Annotated in this window: 14 protein-coding genes and 1 pseudogene; 5 read left to right on the forward strand and 10 right to left on the reverse strand. The window is 71.4% G+C overall.

Annotated elements, in window-relative coordinates; translation table 11 throughout:
• Nucleotides 1-66 precede the first annotated feature (66 nt).
• Entirely contained in the window at nt 67-1,026 is a 960-nt protein-coding gene (locus ABT254_RS31005; protein ID WP_351477168.1) for an SDR family NAD(P)-dependent oxidoreductase, read from the forward strand.
• On the opposite strand, the gene ABT254_RS31010 is transcribed toward ABT254_RS31005, so the two are convergent.
• Together ABT254_RS31010 and ABT254_RS31015 are read right to left on the reverse strand one after the other, a co-directional pair.
• Nucleotides 1,023-1,679, reverse strand: a complete 657-nt coding sequence (locus tag ABT254_RS31010) for a M15 family metallopeptidase (protein WP_351477170.1) — start codon at nt 1,677-1,679, stop codon at nt 1,023-1,025. The two genes, ABT254_RS31005 and ABT254_RS31010, sit on opposite strands and share 4 nt — an antisense overlap.
• A gap of 43 nt (nt 1,680-1,722) precedes the next feature.
• Entirely contained in the window at nt 1,723-2,559 is an 837-nt protein-coding gene (locus ABT254_RS31015) for an alpha/beta fold hydrolase (RefSeq protein ID WP_351477172.1), read from the reverse strand.
• A 166-nt stretch (nt 2,560-2,725) separates the two neighbouring features.
• Here ABT254_RS31015 and ABT254_RS31020 point away from each other — a divergent pair, with 166 nt between their 5' ends.
• The gene (locus tag ABT254_RS31020) at nt 2,726-3,754 is read left to right on the forward strand and encodes an SDR family oxidoreductase (protein ID WP_351477175.1); all 1,029 of its coding nucleotides are present in this window, start codon (nt 2,726-2,728) and stop codon (nt 3,752-3,754) included.
• A gap of 210 nt (nt 3,755-3,964) precedes the next feature.
• Here ABT254_RS31020 and nrfD read toward each other — a convergent pair whose 3' ends face one another.
• From nrfD to ABT254_RS31060, 8 genes and pseudogenes are all read right to left on the reverse strand, one after another.
• Nucleotides 3,965-4,909: an NrfD/PsrC family molybdoenzyme membrane anchor subunit gene (gene nrfD, locus ABT254_RS31025; RefSeq protein WP_351477178.1), complete on the reverse strand. Its 945-nt coding sequence runs from the start codon at nt 4,907-4,909 to the stop codon at nt 3,965-3,967.
• Nucleotides 4,906-5,748: a 4Fe-4S dicluster domain-containing protein gene (locus tag ABT254_RS31030; protein ID WP_351477180.1), complete on the reverse strand. Its 843-nt coding sequence runs from the start codon at nt 5,746-5,748 to the stop codon at nt 4,906-4,908. Before ABT254_RS31030 ends, nrfD begins: the two co-directional genes overlap by 4 nt.
• The gene (fdh, locus tag ABT254_RS31035) at nt 5,745-8,990 is read right to left on the reverse strand and encodes a formate dehydrogenase (RefSeq protein ID WP_351477183.1); all 3,246 of its coding nucleotides are present in this window, start codon (nt 8,988-8,990) and stop codon (nt 5,745-5,747) included. The genes ABT254_RS31030 and fdh overlap by 4 nt, the downstream gene beginning before the upstream one ends.
• A gap of 18 nt (nt 8,991-9,008) precedes the next feature.
• Nucleotides 9,009-9,242, reverse strand: coding sequence for a hypothetical protein (locus ABT254_RS31040; protein WP_351477186.1), 234 nt, complete (start codon nt 9,240-9,242; stop codon nt 9,009-9,011).
• A 94-nt stretch (nt 9,243-9,336) separates the two neighbouring features.
• Nucleotides 9,337-10,623: an ROK family transcriptional regulator gene (locus ABT254_RS31045; protein ID WP_351477189.1), complete on the reverse strand. Its 1,287-nt coding sequence runs from the start codon at nt 10,621-10,623 to the stop codon at nt 9,337-9,339.
• A 91-nt stretch (nt 10,624-10,714) separates the two neighbouring features.
• Nucleotides 10,715-11,680, reverse strand: coding sequence for a phosphotransferase family protein (locus tag ABT254_RS31050; RefSeq protein ID WP_351477192.1), 966 nt, complete (start codon nt 11,678-11,680; stop codon nt 10,715-10,717).
• A gap of 23 nt (nt 11,681-11,703) precedes the next feature.
• Nucleotides 11,704-12,698: pseudogene (locus tag ABT254_RS31055) on the reverse strand (ferredoxin reductase domain-containing protein); the annotation flags it as partial.
• Nucleotides 12,699-12,810: 112 nt separating this feature from the next.
• Entirely contained in the window at nt 12,811-13,866 is a 1,056-nt protein-coding gene (locus ABT254_RS31060) for a LacI family DNA-binding transcriptional regulator (protein WP_351477194.1), read from the reverse strand.
• Nucleotides 13,867-14,076: 210 nt separating this feature from the next.
• On the opposite strand from ABT254_RS31060, the gene ABT254_RS31065 reads away from it, so the two are divergent.
• Genes ABT254_RS31065 through ABT254_RS31075 form a run of 3 tightly spaced genes read left to right on the forward strand, consistent with a single transcriptional unit; the run spans nt 14,077 to nt 17,215 of the window.
• The gene (locus ABT254_RS31065; RefSeq protein WP_351477197.1) at nt 14,077-15,366 is read left to right on the forward strand and encodes an ABC transporter substrate-binding protein; all 1,290 of its coding nucleotides are present in this window, start codon (nt 14,077-14,079) and stop codon (nt 15,364-15,366) included.
• Between the two features lie 11 nt (nt 15,367-15,377).
• Nucleotides 15,378-16,376 carry a carbohydrate ABC transporter permease gene (locus ABT254_RS31070; protein ID WP_351477199.1) on the forward strand — a complete coding sequence of 333 codons (999 nt, stop codon included), beginning with the start codon at nt 15,378-15,380 and terminating at the stop codon, nt 16,374-16,376.
• The gene (locus ABT254_RS31075) at nt 16,373-17,215 is read left to right on the forward strand and encodes a carbohydrate ABC transporter permease (protein ID WP_351477202.1); all 843 of its coding nucleotides are present in this window, start codon (nt 16,373-16,375) and stop codon (nt 17,213-17,215) included. The genes ABT254_RS31070 and ABT254_RS31075 overlap by 4 nt, the downstream gene beginning before the upstream one ends.
• Nucleotides 17,216-17,227: the final 12 nt, after the last annotated feature.

Raw genomic sequence — 17,227 nt, forward strand, 5'->3', positions numbered from 1 at the left:
GCCCGCGCCCGACCGCGCTGGTCCGCGCTTGACTTCGAGAGCACTCCAATCCGTAGCGTTCTCGGCATGAGCACTGGCACTGCACAGCACAAGATCGGATCCGGTTTCGGCGCCACGAGCACGGCCGACGACGTCCTTGAGGGCGTCGACCTGACCGGCAGGCTCGCCGTCGTCACCGGCGGCTACTCGGGGCTCGGCCTGGAGACCACGCGCGCCCTGACCAAGGCGGGCGCCCGGGTCGTCGTCCCGGCCCGCCGCCGGGCCACCGCCGAGGAGGCGCTGGCCGGCCTCGACGGCGTCGAGGTGGACGAGCTCGACCTCGGCGACCTGGAGAGCGTGCGGGCCTTCGCCGAGCGCTTCCTCGCCTCCGGGCGGAACATCGACTTCATGATCGACAACGCCGGGATCATGGCGTGCCCGGAGACCCGGGTGGGGCCCGGCTGGGAGGCCCAGTTCGCCACCAACCACCTGGGCCACTTCGCCCTGGTCAACCGGCTGTGGCCGGCGATCGCGCCCGGCGCCCGCGTCGTGTCCGTCTCCTCCCGCGCCCACCACTTCTCGGGCATGCGCTGGGACGACGTCCACTGGGCGCGGGGCTACGACAAGTGGAAGGCCTACGGGCAGGCCAAGACCGCGAACGTCCTGTTCGCCGTCCACCTCGACCAGCTCGGCCGCGACGCCGGCGTACGCGCCTTCTCCCTGCACCCCGGCGGCATCCTCACCCCGCTCCAGCGGCACATCCCCAAGGCGGAGATGATCGAGCGCGGCTGGATCGACGAGGACGGCAACATCCTCAACCCCGAGGGCTTCAAGACCCCGCCGCAGGGCGCGGCCACCCAGGTGTGGGCGGCCACCTCGGCCCAGCTGGACGGCCTCGGCGGCGTCTACCTGGAGGACTGCGACATCGCCGAGCTCGCGGTCGACGGCGCGACCAGCGGCGTCAAGGACTGGGCGATCGACCCCGAACAGGCCGCCCGGCTGTGGGAGTTGTCGGCGGAGCTGACGGGCGTGAACGCCTTCGCCTAGGAGCCGGCCGGCTGCCTGGGCCCGTACAGGGCGGCGGGTGCGCCGGTCGCCAGCGCCCAGTAGCGGTCTCCGTAGGACCAGTGCCACCACTCGGTGGGGTAGTTGACGAGCCCGGCGGCCGTCAGCGCCCCGCCGAGCAGGGCACGGTGGGCGCGGGCCGCGTCCGTGATGTTGGCGGCCGCCGTGTAGCAGGCGCCGTCGCTCTGCTCCGGGTTGGCGTTCATCTCCGTGCCCAGGTCCAGTTCGCGGCCGTCGGCGTCGGCCAGGGTCAGGTCGACGGCCGCGCCCGCACTGTGCGGGGCGATCTCGGGCGGGGAGACATAGCGGCTGGCGGCGATGGGGATCCGGTCGGCGGGCCAGTCGGGGTGTGCGGCGCGCAGCTCGTCGGCGTACTGCTCGAAGTAGCGGCGCTGGAGGGCCGGCGGCCGGTATCCCTCCACGAACAGCAGACGCAGGCCCTCGGGAAGCAGGGCCTGCGCGGCGAGGAGGCGATCGAGGACTCCCCGGCGCAGATGGACCTCGGCGCCGTGGGAGTGCTCGTGCTTGCGGTCGTCGACCAGGAGCTTGTCTCGTACGTCGACGAGCGGTTCGCCGTTCTCGGCGACGGGGACGGCGGCGACCCGGGCGTCGGACATCAGGATGATCTCGCTCATGCCTTGATCATCTCCCTGCTGCCCGTGCCCGAGCCGCCGGGGCTCAGCCGGTCATGAACTCCCGCAGGTCGGCGGTGAGTTGCTCGGCGTGGGTGACGAACAGGCCGTGGCCCGCGTTCTCGTAGACCCTGAGGGTGGCATCGGGGGCGAGGGCGGCGGCGCGGCGGCCGGTCGTCTCCAGGGGTGCCGAGACGTCGTGTGTGCCGTGCACGACGAGCAACGGCACTTCCAGCTTGGCCAGTTCGGGGGCGACGTCGAGGGTGACGATGGTCTCCTGGACGGCGCTGGAGGCCCGCGCGGTGGACACCAGGCAGCGGTCGCTGAGGTAGCGGACGTAGGCGGGCGAGACGTCGTTGCCCGGCAGATGCAGGGCGAAGAAGTCGCGCAGTGCGCCGGGGTCGTTGAAGAACGCCGGCCGGTCACGCAGGAAGGCCGCGTTGCCGGCCCGCATGACCGCGGGGTCCCAGCCGTCCCGGTTGTCCTCCGTGCGGGCCACGCCCGGGGCGATGCCCGCCACCAGCGCGACGCGGGTCACCCGGCCACTGCCGTGCCGGGTCAGGCAGCGCACGATCTCCGCACTGCCCACGGAATGGCCGATCAGCGTCACCGCGCGCAGATCAAGGTGGTCCAGCAGTCCGTACAGGTCGTCGGCGAGGGTGTCGAGGTCGTAGCCGTTCCACACGTCCTCGGAGCGTCCGTGCCCCCGCCGGTCCAGGCCCACGCACCGGTGACCCCCGGCCGCCAGCGGCAGCATCTGGAACTCCCACATCTCGGTGCCCAGGTAGGCGCTGTTGACGAAGACCGCCACCGGGCCGTCGGCCGGTCCGTAGTCGACGTAGTGCAGCTGAGCGCCGTCGGCAGGGCTGGCGAAATACGGCATGGGACGTCCTCCTGCGATCCGGTGGGTGGGTACGTCCGCCATGGTTCCGGGCGGCGGTGCGGGCGTCGATTACCTCCGAGGTCATACGGCGGCTTCCGCGTGCCCTCGCCCCGGCAGGGGTACTCGGCCACCCCGTTTCGGACCGTGCGGCCGGAAGGAGCCGAAGGTGAGCAGCGCAGTGGGCAGCAGGATCGTGGTCACGGGTGCCACCGGCAACGTCGGCACCAGTGTGGTGCGCCTTCTCTCGGAGGAGGCGCAGGTGGGGTCCGTGCTGGGTCTGGCCCGGCGGATCCCCGAGTGGTCGCCGGCCCGGACGGAGTGGTCCGCGGTCGACCTCGCGTCCCAGCAGGCCGATCTGGCCAAGGAGTTCGAGGACGCCGACGCTGTCGTCCATCTGGCGTGGGCCTTCCAGCCCACGCACGATCCGGCGGCGACCTGGCGCACGAACGTGCTCGGGAGCATCCGGGTGTTCGAGGCGGTCGCGGCGGCCAGGGTGCCGACGCTCGTGCACGCGTCGTCGGTGGGCGCCTACTCTCCGGGACCGAAGGACCACGCGGTGGACGAGTCGTGGCCGACGCACGGCTGGCCGGATGCCGCGTACTGCCGGGAGAAGGCCTATCTGGAGCGCACCCTGGACACCTTCGAGCGCGATCATCCGGAGGTGCGGGTGGTCCGGATGCGGCCCGCCTTCCTCTTCAAGCGCGAGTCGGCGAGCGAGCAGCGCCGGATCTTCGGCGGCCGCTTCCTGCCGGCCCCGCTGGCCCGTCCGGAGCTGCTGCCCTTCCTGCCGGACATCCCCGGTCTGCGGGTGCAGGCCCTGCACACCGACGACGCGGCCAGGGCGTACGTCCTCGCGCTCGGCTCGGAGGTCCGCGGCGCGTTCAACCTGGCGGCCGAGCCCCCGGTCGACGACGAACTGCTCGCTCAGCTCCTGGGCACCCGCCCGGTCCGGCTCCCCCGCGTCGCGGCCCGCTCGGCGATCGCCGCCGCCTGGGGACTGCATCTGCTGCCCGCGTCGCCGCATCTGTTCGACGCGGTCCTGCGGCTGCCGCTGATGGACTGCACGCGCGCCCGTGCCGAGCTGGGCTGGCACCCGCAGCACGAGGCGAGCGAAGTCCTGGAGGAGTTCCTCCAGGGCCTGCAGCACGGCGAGGGAGCGCGGACCGAACCGCTGCGGGGGCGCAAGGTGGGCTGACCGGCCCGGAAGGTCTCTGCACCTGCTCGCCGGAAGGTGTCTACACCTGCGCTCCGAGCCGTTCGCGCTGCGCGAAGACGCCAGCGGCTGCACGCCGACCCGGCGAGGAGGGCGAGCCCGGAGGCGACCGGGCCGACCCAGCACGATGCGGGAACGCAGGGCGAGCCGCCGGGGGGGCACACAAGGCGGGCTGACCGGCCTGGAAGGTGTCTACGCCTGCTCGTCGAGCCGTTCGCGCTGCGGGACCACCGTGTACTTGGGGTCCTCCGCCGAGGCGATGCCCGCCGCGAAGACGCCGAAGCGGGTGCACGCCGATCCCGCGAGCAGGGCGAGCCCGGAGGCGACCGCGGCGCCGCGCCGTCCGCCGAAGAGCGCGCCCGTGACCGCGCCGCCGGCGGTGAGCACCTGCGCCGCCCGCAGCAGTGCGCCGGCCCGGCCCTCCCGCCAGGTCTCGGCGACCATGCCAAGGCGCTTGTCCGCCGCCTTCGACACCGCCGCGTCGGCCAGCGCGGCCAGCGCCGCGGCGCAGCGGGCCGGAGCGTTCTCGTCCGTGGGCCCGACCACCAGGGCCATACCGGAGGCCGCCGCCGTCGCGGACGCCGCGAAGAGGTAGGGCAGCTCGCGGTGGACGCCGTGCCAGGCCGGTACGGCGGTGTCGGCGGCCAGCACCGCGGTGTAGGTGGCGACCGCGGGGCCGAGCAGTGCGGCGGCGCCGGTCGCCGCGCCCCCTAGACGCGGCGCCCGGCCGGTCACGGCGCTCGCGGCGGCCGCACCCGCCACGGGCCCGTAGGCGCCGAGCAGCCAGGACCCCATACTCATGGGCGAGGTCGGCTTGAACACCCGCAGCATGTTCGCGAACCGGCCCGGTTTGCCCAGGTCGTGGATCAGGGCGGCCGCCGACAGGGAGACGGAGGCCAGCGAGGACACCTTCAGTGCCGTCGCGGTCCTCGTACGTCCGGTCAGGTGCGCCCCCGCCGCGAGCACCGAGCCTGCTCCGGCGAGCCCGCCGAGGAAGAAGTACCCGGCGATGTCGGGGGCGGCCCAGGAGGGTGCCTTGATGACCGGGCGGCCGTAGTAGGACTCGAACTCGGCCCGGGGGACGACGGGTTGTTCGCCGCGCCGCCGCCTGCGTCCCGCGCGTTCGGTCGTGCTCATCGCCGGCCCCTTCCCGCCAGCGCGAAGCAGGCCGCGAGGCCGCCCAGCAGGGACAGGGCCGCGGCGCCCGCGTGCTTCCACATCTGGGGCAGATCGCGGGTGGACACCACCGGGTCCGGTGGCAGCCCGTACACCTCGGGCTCGTCCAGGAGCAGGAAGAACGCGCCGTCGCCGCCCACGCCGTCGTCCGGGTCGTGGCCGTACAGGCGGGCGTCGGTGACGCCCGCCTCGTGCAGCTGGTCGACGCGCAGCGCGGCCCGCTCGCGCAGTTCGTCGAGCGGGCCGAACTGGATGGACTCGGTGGGGCAGGCCTTGGCGCAGGCCGGTTCCTGTCCTGCGCCAAGGCGGTCGTAGCACATCGTGCACTTGAACGCGCGTCCGTCGCGCGGCCGTTGCTCGATGACGCCGTACGGGCAGGCGGGCACGCAGTAGCCGCAGCCGTTGCAGATGTCCTCCTGGACGACGACCGTGCCGAACTCGGTGCGGAAGAGCGAGCCGGTGGGACAGACGTCGAGGCAGGCGGCGTGGGTGCAGTGCTTGCACACGTCGGAGGACATCAGCCAGCGCAGTTCGCCGTCGCCGCCGACCGGTGTCTCCTGCGCGCTCGACTCGCCCTCGACCAGAGGGAGTTGGGTGCGGCCGTCCGGGCGGGGCTGCTCGATGAAGGCCACGTGCCGCCAGGTCGAGGCGCCGAGCGCCTGCGTGTTGTCGTACGACATGGCCGTGAGCGACAGCCCGTCCTCCGGGATGGCGTTCCACTCCTTGCAGGCGACCTCGCAGGCCTTGCAGCCGATGCAGACGGAGGTGTCGGTGAAGAACCCGACGCGTTCCTCGCTCACTTGCGTGCCTCCGTTCCGGTGTCCGGGGTGATACCGGCCCGGGCGCGGTACTCGGCGACCAGCCTCGGCAGGTCCGGGCCGCGCGGGCGGCGGCCCGGGCGGATGTCGGCGGTGAGCGCCTTGTCCTCCTGGATGTGGGCGTTGGGGTCGAGCGCGATGGCCATCAGTTCGTTGGCGGCGTCGCCCTTCGCGACACCGTTGGGGCCCCAGTGGAAGGGCAGGCCGATCTGGTGGACGGTGCGGCCCTGCACCCGCAGCGGCCGGATCCGGTCGGTCACCAGCACGCGTGCCTCGACCGCGTTGCGGGCCGTGACGATCGTCGCCCAGCCGCCGTTCTCCAGGCCGCGTTCGCGGGCCAGCGCGGGCGAGACCTCGCAGAAGAACTCCGGTTGCAGTTCGGAGAGATACTCCGACCAGCGGCTCATCCCGCCCGCCGTGAAGTGCTCGGTCAGGCGGTGCGTGGTGACGACGTACGGGAAGACTTCGGCGCCCTTCTCGTCGCCGCTGGGGTGGTAGCGGTTGCCCTCGCGCGGCAGCAGCTGGCGCACCGGATTGCGCGGGGTCGACGGGTGCAGGGCGTTGGGGAAGGGCGAGTCCTGCGGCTCGTAGTGGGTGGGCAGGGGGCCGTCCTCCAGGCCTGCGGGGGTGAACAGCCAGCCCTTGCCGTCGGCCTGCATGATGAACGGGTCGTCGCCGCGCAGCGCGTCGGGGCCGACCGCGTCCTCGTCGGGCACGAAGTCCGGTGCACGGTCGGGGACGAAGTCCGGAACGTCACGGCCGGTCCACCTGCCCTCCTCCGCATCCCACCAGACGTACTTCTTGCGTTCGCTCCACGGGGTGCCGTCGGGGGCCGCGGAGGCCCGGTTGTAGAGGATGCGGCGGTTGGCGGGCCAGGCCCAGGCCCACTCGGCGGCCACCCAGTCCTGCTCCCAGTGGGGCTTCTTGCGGGCGGCCTGGTTGACGCCGTCGGCGTAGACCCCGCAGTAGATCCAGCAGCCGCAGCGGGTCGAGCCGTCGTCCTTCAGCTCGGTGTACGCGCTCAGTGGAGCGCCGTCGGGGCCGTGCCCGCTGATCTCGGCGAGCACGGCGTCGGCCGCGGGTTCCTCGAGGTCCCCGCTGACCGGGTAGTCCCAGGCGAGGTCGAGAATCGGACGGTCCATGGGGTCGGTCGAGTCGGCCAGCTTTTCTTTGATGCGGCGGCCCAGGTGGTACATGAACCACAGGTCGCTGCGGGCGTCGCCCTCGGGCTCCACCGCCTGGTAGTGCCACTGCACCCAGCGGTTGGTGTTGGTGAAGGAGCCCGACTTCTCGGTGTGCGAGGCGGCCGGGAAGAAGAACACCTCGGTGCCGATGTCCTCGGTGCGCAGCTCACCGGTCTCGATCTCGGGGCCGTCCTTCCACCAGGTCGCCGACTCGATCAGGGAGAAGTCGCGGACGACCAGCCAGTCCAGGTTGGCCATGCCCAGGCGCTGCAGACGGGTGTTGGCGGAGCCGACCGCCGGGTTCTCGCCGAGCAGGAAGTAGCCCTTGCAGTCACCGTCGAGCTGGGCCATCACCGTGTCGTAGGTGGAGTGGGAGCCGGTCAGCCGCGGCAGGTGGTCGAAGCAGAAGTCGTTGTCGGGTGTGGCGGCATCGCCGTAGTAGGCCTTCAGCAGACTGACGAGGTAGGCCCGCATGTCGGACCAGAAGCCCTTCACCGTGCGCGTCGTCTCGACGAAGTTGTCGAGGTTCATGTCCTCGTGGGCGTGCGGCATCGGGATGTAGCCGGGCAGCAGGTTGAACAGGGTGGGGATGTCGCTGGAGCCCTGGATGGAGGCATGGCCGCGCAGGGCCTGGATGCCGCCGCCGGTGCGGCCGATGTTGCCGAGCAGGAGCTGCAGGACACAGGCGGCGCGGATGAACTGGGCGCCGGTGGTGTGCTGGGTCCAGCCGACGGCGTAGCAGAAGGCGCTGGTGCGTTCGGGGCCGGAGTTGGCCGTCAGCGCGTCGCAGACCTGCCGGAAGGTGTCCACGGGGATGCCGCAGACCTCCTCGACCATCTCGGGCGTGTAGCGGGCGTAGTGCCGTTTGAGGATCTGGTAGACGCAGCGCGGGTGCTGGAGGGTCTCGTCGGTGGGGGCGCGGTGTCCGGTACGCGCTCCGCCGGAGCCGTGGGCCTCGGCGCCGGCGGACTTGCGGGTGCGTTCCTCGTAGAGCTCGTCGGCCTCTCCGGCCGGCTGCTGGATCTCGACGCCCTCGTACTGCCAGGTGGTGGGGTCGTAGTGCTTCTTCTCCTCGTCCAGACCGGAGAAGACGCCGTCGAGGTCCTCGGTGTCGCGGAAGTCCTCGCCGACCAGGGTGGAGGCGTTGGTGTAGTTGAGGACGTACTCGCGGAAGTCCTTCTCCTCGGTCAGGACGTGGTTGATGATCCCGCCGAGGAAGGCGATGTCGGTGCCCGCGCGGATCGGCACGTAGAGGTCGGCGAGCGCGCTGGTGCGGTTGAAGCGCGGGTCGACGTCGATGATGGTGGCGCCGCGCTTCTTGGCCTCCATCACCCACTGGAAGCCGACCGGGTGGCACTCGGCGAAGTTGGAGCCCTCGATGACGATGCAGTCGGAGAACTGCAGGTCCTGCATGAAGGTGGTGGCGCCGCCGCGGCCGAAGGAGGTGCCGAGGCCTGCGACCGTGGAGGAGTGACAGACCCGTGCCTGGTTCTCCACCTGCACCACGCCGAGGCCGGTCAGCAGCTTCTTGATGAGGTAGTTCTCCTCGTTGTCGAGGGTGGCGCCGCCCAGGCTGGCGATGCCCATGGTGCGGGCGGTGCGCATCCCCTCGTACTCCCACTGCCAGGTCTCGCGCCGGGTGCGCAGGACCCGCTCGGCCACCATGTCCATGGCCGTGTCCAGGTCGAGCGGCTCCCAGTCGGTGCCGTGCGGGCGCCGGTAGAGCACCTGGTGCTCGCGGGCCGGTCCGGTGGTCAGCTGGAGGGTCGCCGAGCCCTTGGGACACAGCCGCCCGCGGCTGACCGGCGAGGCCGGGTCGCCCTCGATCTGCACGACCTTCTCGTCCCGCACATACACCTGCTGGCCACAGCCGACCGCGCAGTAGGGGCAGACGGACTGCACCACGCGCTCCGCGCTGTCGGTGCGGGGACGCAGGCCTTCGGTGTACGAGGATTTCGCGGCGTTCCCCCGGCCCGTGCGGTCGGTGCCGGTGAGCTGCCGGTAGACGGGCCATGCGCGGACCCGGTCGCCGATACCCATGCTGGGCTCCTGTCGCGGTCAGGCGGAGGACTCGTCCGGGTCGGGGTGCTCGGGGTGGACGGTGGCCGAACGAGGGCCGTCGCGGCGCCCGGTACCGGCCTCGTCGGTGTCCGGCACCTCGTCGTCGGACGTATCGGCTTCCATGTCCGGAACGGGGATGTCCAGCGGGTCCTCACCCTCGCCGACCTGCTGGTCGGGCAGATCCCGCGGTACGGGCTCACCGCCCTGGCCTGTGTCGTGCCGATCGGCCACGGCGCACTCCCTTCACGTCGTCGAGCGAGACGCGAGTACCTCTGCGGGTGACGGCCGAAACCTGGGGGTGCGCCCCAAAGGAGCGGGGGGGCTGTCAGGGAGTGCGTTCCTCCAACGCCGTCTGCCACGCGGGCACCGGCCCCTCAGGCACCGGCTCAAGCCGCCGCCCGCCCCGGGCGAAGAAGTCCGCCAGCGGCAAAATCGCCGCTCCGACGGTCACCGCGTCGGGCCCGAGCCGCCCGAGATCGATGCTCACCTTCTCGGCCGGATGCCGCAGTGCGTACGAGGCCGCATACCGTCGCACCGCGGGCAGGAACCGCGCCCCCAGCTGAAGCCCCGCCCACCCCCCGATGAGAATCCGCTCGGGCTGGAACAGGTTGATCAGGTCGGACAGCCCGGCACCGAGATACTCGGCGGTCTCCTCCAGCACGCCCAGGGCGACCGGATCGGCCTCGCCCCCCTCGACCGGGTAGGCCGAAGCCAGCATGGCCGTCAGAGCGGTCTCCTCGTCCGCACCCTCGGGCGGTCGCCCACCTTCCTCGCGCCACCGCTCCAGCAGGGACTCCGCCCCCGCATACGCCTCCAGACAGCCCAGCGCACCGCACCGGCAGCGGCGCCCCCTGACCCGCACCGTCAGATGCCCCCACTCGACCGCCCGTCCGTGCTCCACCTCGGGCGTCACGAGGCACGCGCCGACACCGGAGCCAAAGAGGACGACGATCGCATTGCGCGCCCCGCGTCCGGCGCCGAACCACATCTCGGCCTGGCCGAGCGTCTTGGCGCCGTTGTCGATGAAGTAGCGGACCGTGTCCGGGAGTCGGGAGGTCGAGCGGAGCAGCGACTCCAGCGGGACGGCGTCCCAGCCGATGGTCTGCCCGTGGACGACGGCGCCGCGCTCCGGGGTGCGCTCGACGATGCCGGGGACGCCGATGCCGACGCCGAGGAGCTGCTCGGGGCCGAGGCCGGCGCCGGCGAGCACCTCGGCGATCCCGTCGCGGATGTGGCCGACGATGACCTCGACGTCGTAGCGCTGCTGTTCCAAGGGCCGCTCGGTGCGGGCTAGTTCGGTGAGGGTGAGGTCGAACAGCTCAACGCGCACCCGGGTCTCGCCGACGTCGACGCCGATCATGTGGCCGGCGCCGGGCGCCACACGCAGCAGGGTGCGGGGGCGGCCGCCGTCGGAGTCGACGCTTCCGGCCTCCTCGACCAGGCCGTCGGCGACCAGGTCCGCGACGACGTTGCTGACCGAGCCGGAGCTCAGCCCGGTGACCGGGCCGAGCTCGAAGCGGCTGAGGGGTCCGTCGAAGTAGAGCCGCTGCAGCACGACCGCGCGGTTGGCCCGCCTGAGGTCGCGCACCGTGCGCCCGTTCCGCCCCGCCATGTGGTTCCTTTCGCGCCCTGTCCGACCTGCAACATACCTCTGCGGAGAGACTTGGCGCGACATTCCTCCAACCCTTAGTTCACGATGTGAGCTAAGAGGTGGCCTCCTCGATCTCGTCCAGGGCGGCCACGAGCTCCGGCGCGACCTCCTGCTCCCGCCACCGGACGTCCCCCTCCCTCATCGCCCGGGGCACGGTCTCCACCAGCATGATCAGGTAGAGGTAGGCGCGGTACAAGGCCAGGCGGAGGAGGGCCGGGCGGTCGAACTCGGCGCGTCCGCCGCCCTCCCGGTAGCCCGACAGGAAGGCCTCGTCCTTCCTGATGTCCCCCAGCAGCGCCAGGGAGACGAACTCGGCCAGCGGATCGCCCCAGAACATGCGCTCGCCGTCGATGAGCCCGCCGATGCGGACGGAATCCGCCGAGCGTGCCACGAGGATGTTGCCGTCCCACAGGTCGAAGTGGACGAGCGCGGGGACGGTGACCTCGTCGAGCGCGTCGTACGCGGCGCGCAGGGTGCGGGCGATCTCGTCGACGGGCCTGGGCAGCCGGGCCGCGAAGCGGCGGGCGTCGTCGAGGATCGCCTCCAGCATGCCGCCGAAGGCGGTCCGCCAGTCGCGGGCGAGGGGACCCAGCGCACCCGAGGGGTAGCCGAAGGCGGTTCCGGTGACACGGTGCAGGGCGGCCACCTGGCGTCCCAACTCGGCACGCAGATAAGTCCGTTCGGCCTCGGTGAGGGATCCGTCCCAGGGGTCGCCGGGACTTGCCGTCATCAGGAGTACGGAGCTGTCGTCGTCGAGGGTGACGAGCCGGGGCGCCGGCACCCCGGCCGTTTCGGCGCCGCGGTAGAACTCCGCCTCGGCGACGAGGAGCCGGCTCTCGTAGCGCAGTCCGGGGGTGTCCGGCGCGACTTTGAGTACGTAGCGGCTGCCGTCGGTGAGACGGAGTTCCTCGACCGTGTTGTAGGTGCCACCGGTCAGAGGGCGCAGGTGGGCCAGCCGGTCGGGAGGGATCTGTGCGCCCGCAAGGACGTGTCGGGCCCGCTCCCAGGAGTCCAACACCGTGCGCCCACCTCTCCCCTCGGTCAGCCGGCCGCGTACACGTCCTCGACGTAACGGCCGTCCGCGATCAGTGCGTCGAGCCACTCCTCGGCCGCCGCTTCGTCGGCGCCCGGCGTGCGGTCCCGGTACAGCGTACGGAACGCGTCCCGCACGCCCGGCGCCATTTTCGAACCGTCGCCGCAGACGTACACCCGGGCGCCGGCGCCGAGCAGCTGCCAGACCTCATCACCTTCGGCGGCGATGCGGTGCTGCACGAAGGTCCCGGCAGTGCTGAAGGCCGGGCGGAGGGACACCGCCCCGGCGGAGTCGGCGGCGCGCGGTTCCTCGGCGGGCAGGAAGTCCGCGTCGGGTGCCTCGCAGCCGAAGTAGCAGAGGGCGGAGGCGAGTTCGGTGCCCGCGGCGAGGGCTGCCCTGCGGTCGGCGACGGCTCCGCGGAAAGGGGCGAGGCCCGTGCCCGCCGCGATCATGATCACCGGGGCGGAGTGGTCCACCCGAAAGGCCTCCCGGCACGGCTGGACTGGCAGGGCCGCGCGCTCGGGCGGGCAGGGGTTGGCGGCGAGCGTCGCTCGCCGGGCGGGCGACGGCCGCTCCTGCAACTCGACGTGGTGCGCCAGCAGTTGACGTACCGTCAAGGGCCGGTCGATCGCGAGACCGTCGCGGCGGGGGCGGATGGCGCGGATGTCCAGGACGGAGTCGGGGTCGACGCCCAGTGCGGTGGCGGCGCGGTCGACGAGGGTCGGGGCGTTAACGGCAGCACGGTGAGGTGGTCGGCGGTGCGGTAGGCGGTGCCGTCCGGGAGGACGACGCGGACGAAGCGCTCGCGGCGCGGGTGGCCGGGGGCGGTGAGGTCGTGCGCCTCCGTGACGGTCATGGGAAGGAGCCCGTGCCGTTCGGCGAGGGCGTCCAGGGGGCCGCCGGTGAGAGTGCGGACCTCGTACGCCGTGGCGGGCGCGGCGGTGGCGTCCGGGTCGCCGTACCGCTCCAGGAGTGCCCTCGTGGCATGGCGCGACAACTGCCTTTCGCGGTACGGAAGTACTGCGCTCAAGGTTGGTCGAGCTGATCCGGCCGACCGTGCCACGGAACTACATGATCGTGTAGTCGAGAACGCTCCTGGGGGCTTGCGGAAGCCCTCAGGAGGGATTCTGCTCCTCCGTCGCGGGCCCGGCGGAGGGTCGGGCGGTGGTGCCCCGCGGGATCAGGCGGGTCGGCAGGACGATGTGCCGCTCGTGGTCCGTCTCGGGATCGTTGATCAGCCGCAGGACCAGCTCTCCGGCGACCCGGCCCATCTCGGAGGGCGACTGGGCCACCGTGGTCAGGTCGAACCACTCGGCCAGCGGCTGGTCGTCGAAGCCGAGGACGGACATCGCCTCCGGGACCTCGATCCTGGCCCTGCGCAGGGTCGAGATCAGGGTGGCGGCGAGCTCGTCCTGTTCGGCGAAGACCGCGGTGGGCGGCTCGCGCAGGCCGAGCAGCTGCCCCAGGGCTTCGGCGACGGCACGCTTGTCCTCGGCGGGAGCGGCAACCACCAGGGACTCGTCCACGGGAATGCCCGCCTCGGCGAGCGCCTGCCGGTAGCCGTGCAGCCTCGCGTGCGAGCTGAAGGAGAAGCCGGTGGCGCCCGGGCTCTGCACGAAGGCGATGCGGCGGTGGCCCAGGTTCAGCAGATGCCGGGTGCCGCTCAGGGCGCCGGCCGCGTCGTCGACGTACACGCTGGGGCGTCCCTCGGCGTGCTGGCTGACGTAGATGACCGGCATTCCGAGGTCGTCGAGCCGTGCACTTTCCTCCTCGGTGAGGTCGAAGCAGTGCACCAGCAGGGCGTCGGCGTTGCGCCGGGCCGGCAGCTGCTCGAAGAACGAGGCACGCTCGGCGAGGTCCGGTATCACGTAGAGGGCCAGCTCCATGTCCGCGGCACGCAGCAGCGGGCCCAGGCTGGACAGCGCCGAGCCCATGAACCACGACTTGAGGGTGGGCACCAGCACCGCCACCACGCCGGTCCTGCCGGTCACCAGGCTTGAGGCCTGCCGGGAGACCGCGAAGTTCAGCTCGCGGGCGGCCTGTTCGACGCGGGCGCGGACCTCCGGCGAGACGCTCGACAGGCCGCGCAGCGTGCGGGAGACGGTGGATGCGGAGACCCCGGCCCGTTCGGCGACATCGGCCATCGTGGGGTGCCGTTGAGCTGCTGGCATGGGCGGACGTTAGCACAAGCGTGCACCGCGCCGCCCTGCTTCGTGACAGCGCTGTCACGGCATTACTTGCGCGTAACGCATTGACGTGCCGCCCGGCTTCCTCCTAGCTTGCAAGCGTTGTCTCAGCAGGAACCAACTGCTTGCACAGATCTCCGTTATATGCGGTCCGACCTGCATATTTTTCTCTGCAATCGCTGCCCGGGAGTTACCTTGAAGAGCAGAAAGACCAGAGCGTTGCGGCGCTCCGGTGCACTGTGCGCTGGGCTGGCCGCCGTTGCCGCGTGCGGTACCGGCGGCGGCTCCGTGTCCGGTACGGGCCGCGGCCCCATCACCTATGTCGCCGGTGCCGACAACACCGGGACCGTGCAGGCGGTGCTCGACCGCTGGAACAAACGGCACCCGGGCGAGAAGGTCACCTTCGTCCAGCTGCCCACCGATCCCGACGCCCAGCGCCAGCAGATGATCCAGAACGCGGCGACGAGGTCGGACGCCTTCACCGTGCTGTCCCTGGACGTCGTGTGGACCTCGGAGTTCGCGGCACACCGCTGGGTGGACCGGCTGCCCCAGGACCGCTTCCCGCTGAGCCGGATGCTGAAGCCGATCGTCGCGACCGGCATGTACCGCGGGGGCCTGTACTCCGTCCCGGCCAGTTCCGACGGCGGCATGCTGTACTACCGCACCGATCTGCTCCAGCAGGCCGGGATCACTCAACCGCCGGTCACCTGGGCGGAGATGAAGACGGACTGCGCCAAAGTGCGCAAGCTGCCCGCGGCCGAGGGCGTGTCCTGTTACGCGGGTCAGTTCCAGAAGTACGAGGGCCTGACGGTGAACTTCGCCGAGGCGGTGAACTCCGCGGGCGGGGTCGTCACGGACGCCCAGGGGCGACCGCACCTCGACACCCCGCAGGCCAGGAAGGGCCTGGACTTCCTGGTCCGCTCCTTCCGGGACGGCACCATCCCCAAGGAGGCCGCCACCTACCAGGAGGAGGACGCCCGCCGCGCCTTCCAGTCCGGCAGGCTCGTCTTCGAGCGGCAGTGGCCGTACATGTATCCACTGGCGAACAAGAAGGACGGCTCCAGCAAGGTCGCGGGCAGGTTCGCCGTCGCGCCGCTGCCCGGACTGAACGGGCCAGGCGCCTCCAGCCTGGGCGGCCACAACCTGGCGCTGTCCGCCTCGGCGAGGAACAAGGCCACGGCGCTGGACTTCATCCGGTTCTTCACCAGCCAGGAAACCCAGCGGTTCACGCTGGCCTACGCGCCGGCGGCGCCCACGTACCAGGCCCTGTACCAGGACCCGCGCCTGGTGAAGAAGTATCCGTACCTGCCCGTCCTGAAGCAGTCGATCCTGCATGCGGTGCCGCGGCCGCGGGTCTTCGGCTACGGCGATGTCACCGCGGCCGTCCAGCGGGAGACCTTCGCCGCGCTGACCGGCGCCAAGAGCGGCGCGAGCGCGCTCAAGGACCTGCAGAAGGACCTGCGGCAACAGGCGGCGGGGCAATGAGGAGACACGACATGGTGACCACCCACAACCCGCCCGAGAGCCTCGAGCGGTCCGAAGCACCGCCGCGCGGGAGCAGCACCGGCCGTGCCCTCCCGGCCCGCCGTCGCACGGCCGGCTCCGGCGAGGGCCGGGTCGCCGCCCTCCTGGTCTCGCCGACGCTGCTGGTCCTGGCCGTGGTCGTGCTGTATCCGACGGTCGTGGCGCTGAAGGACTCCTTCTACGGCACTCCGGGCCTCGACCCGAGGACGGGGTTCGTGCGCGACCACGACCCGTTCGTCGGCGCCGACAACTACACGGCGGTCTTCGGGGCGGCGGGCGACCGCTTCTGGAACGCCTTCTGGAACACGACCTTCCTGACCATCACCACGGTCGCGCTGGAGACGGTGCTCGGCATCGCGATGGCGCTGATCATGCACCGGGCGCTGCGCGGCCGGGCTGTCGTCCGCGCGTCCATCCTGGTGCCGTGGGCCATCCCCACCGCCGTCACAGGTCTGCTGTGGCGCTGGATCTTCAACAGCGAGGGTGTGGCCAACGCCCTGATCGGCCGGCAGATCCTGTGGACCACCGAGGGGTTCCACGCCAAGGTCGCGGTCATCGTGGCCGATGTGTGGAAGACGGCTCCGTTCATCGGGCTGCTGGTGCTGGCCGGACTCCAGGTGGTCTCCAGGGAGGTCTATGAGGCGGCCCGGATGGACGGGGCGGGCGCGCTGCGCCAGTTCTGGAGCATCACGCTGCCGCTGGTCAAGCCGGCACTGCTGGTGGCCGTGCTGTTCCGCACGCTCGACGCGCTGCGCATGTTCGACCTGCCGTACATCCTGATCGGCGCGCAGAAGACGTCCGTGGAGACGCTGTCCATGCTCGCCCAGGACCAGGCCGCGAACGTGCGGTTCGGGCCGGCCGCCGCCTACGCGGTGATCCTCTTCGTCTACGTCTTCCTCATCGCGCTGGCGTTCGTACGGCTGCTGGGCGCCGACGTGGTGCCGCGCCGCCACAAGGAGGTGGCCGCATGAACTCCGCCGCCCCGCACCCGGTCCTGCGCAGAGCACTGCTGTGGCTCGGGGTCGCCGCGGTCGTCGCCTACTGCCTCGCGCCCTTCTACTGGATGCTCGTCTCCAGCCTGCGCCGCACCTCGGACATCTTCGACAACTCCCTGTTCCCGGCGCGGATCTCGTTCGAGAACTACCGTGCCGTGCTCGATCCGTCCGAGAACTTCACACGGGCCCTGTTCAACAGTCTTGTCGTGGCGGGCATCACGACCGTGTGTGCACTGCTGCTGGCGACGTTCACGGCGTATGCGATGGCGCGGCTGGAGTTCCGCTTCAAACGGTTCGTGCTGACGCTGATCATCGCCACGTCGATGTTCCCGGTGGTGTCCATCGTGGTGCCGCTGCTGAAGATGTTCGTCGGCTTCGGCTGGATCAACACCTACCAGGCGATGATCGTGCCGAGCCTGTCCTTCACGCTGCCGCTCGCGGTGTGGAACCTGACGGCGTTCTTCCGGCAGATGCCCGACGAGCTGGAGCACGCGGCCATGATCGACGGCTGCACCCGTGCCCAGGCCTTCCGCCGCGTCATCATTCCGCTCGCCGCACCCGGCATCTTCACCACCGCGATCATCACCTTCATCGCCGCCTGGAACGAGTTCCTCATCGCACTGTCGATGACCAACAAGCCCTCCATCCAGACCGCGCCCGTGGCGATCTCCAAGTTCGCCGGGGCGACCCAGTTCGAGACGCCGTTCGGCAGCCAGATGGCCGCCGGAGTCCTGGTCACGGTTCCGCTCGTGGTGGTCGTGCTGCTGTTCCAGCGCCGGATCGTGGCCGGCCTCACGGCGGGCACGGCCAAGTAGCCCCCTTACCCC

Source organism: Streptomyces sp. NPDC001137, from assembly GCF_040298885.1.
Lineage (GTDB): Bacteria > Actinomycetota > Actinomycetes > Streptomycetales > Streptomycetaceae > Streptomyces.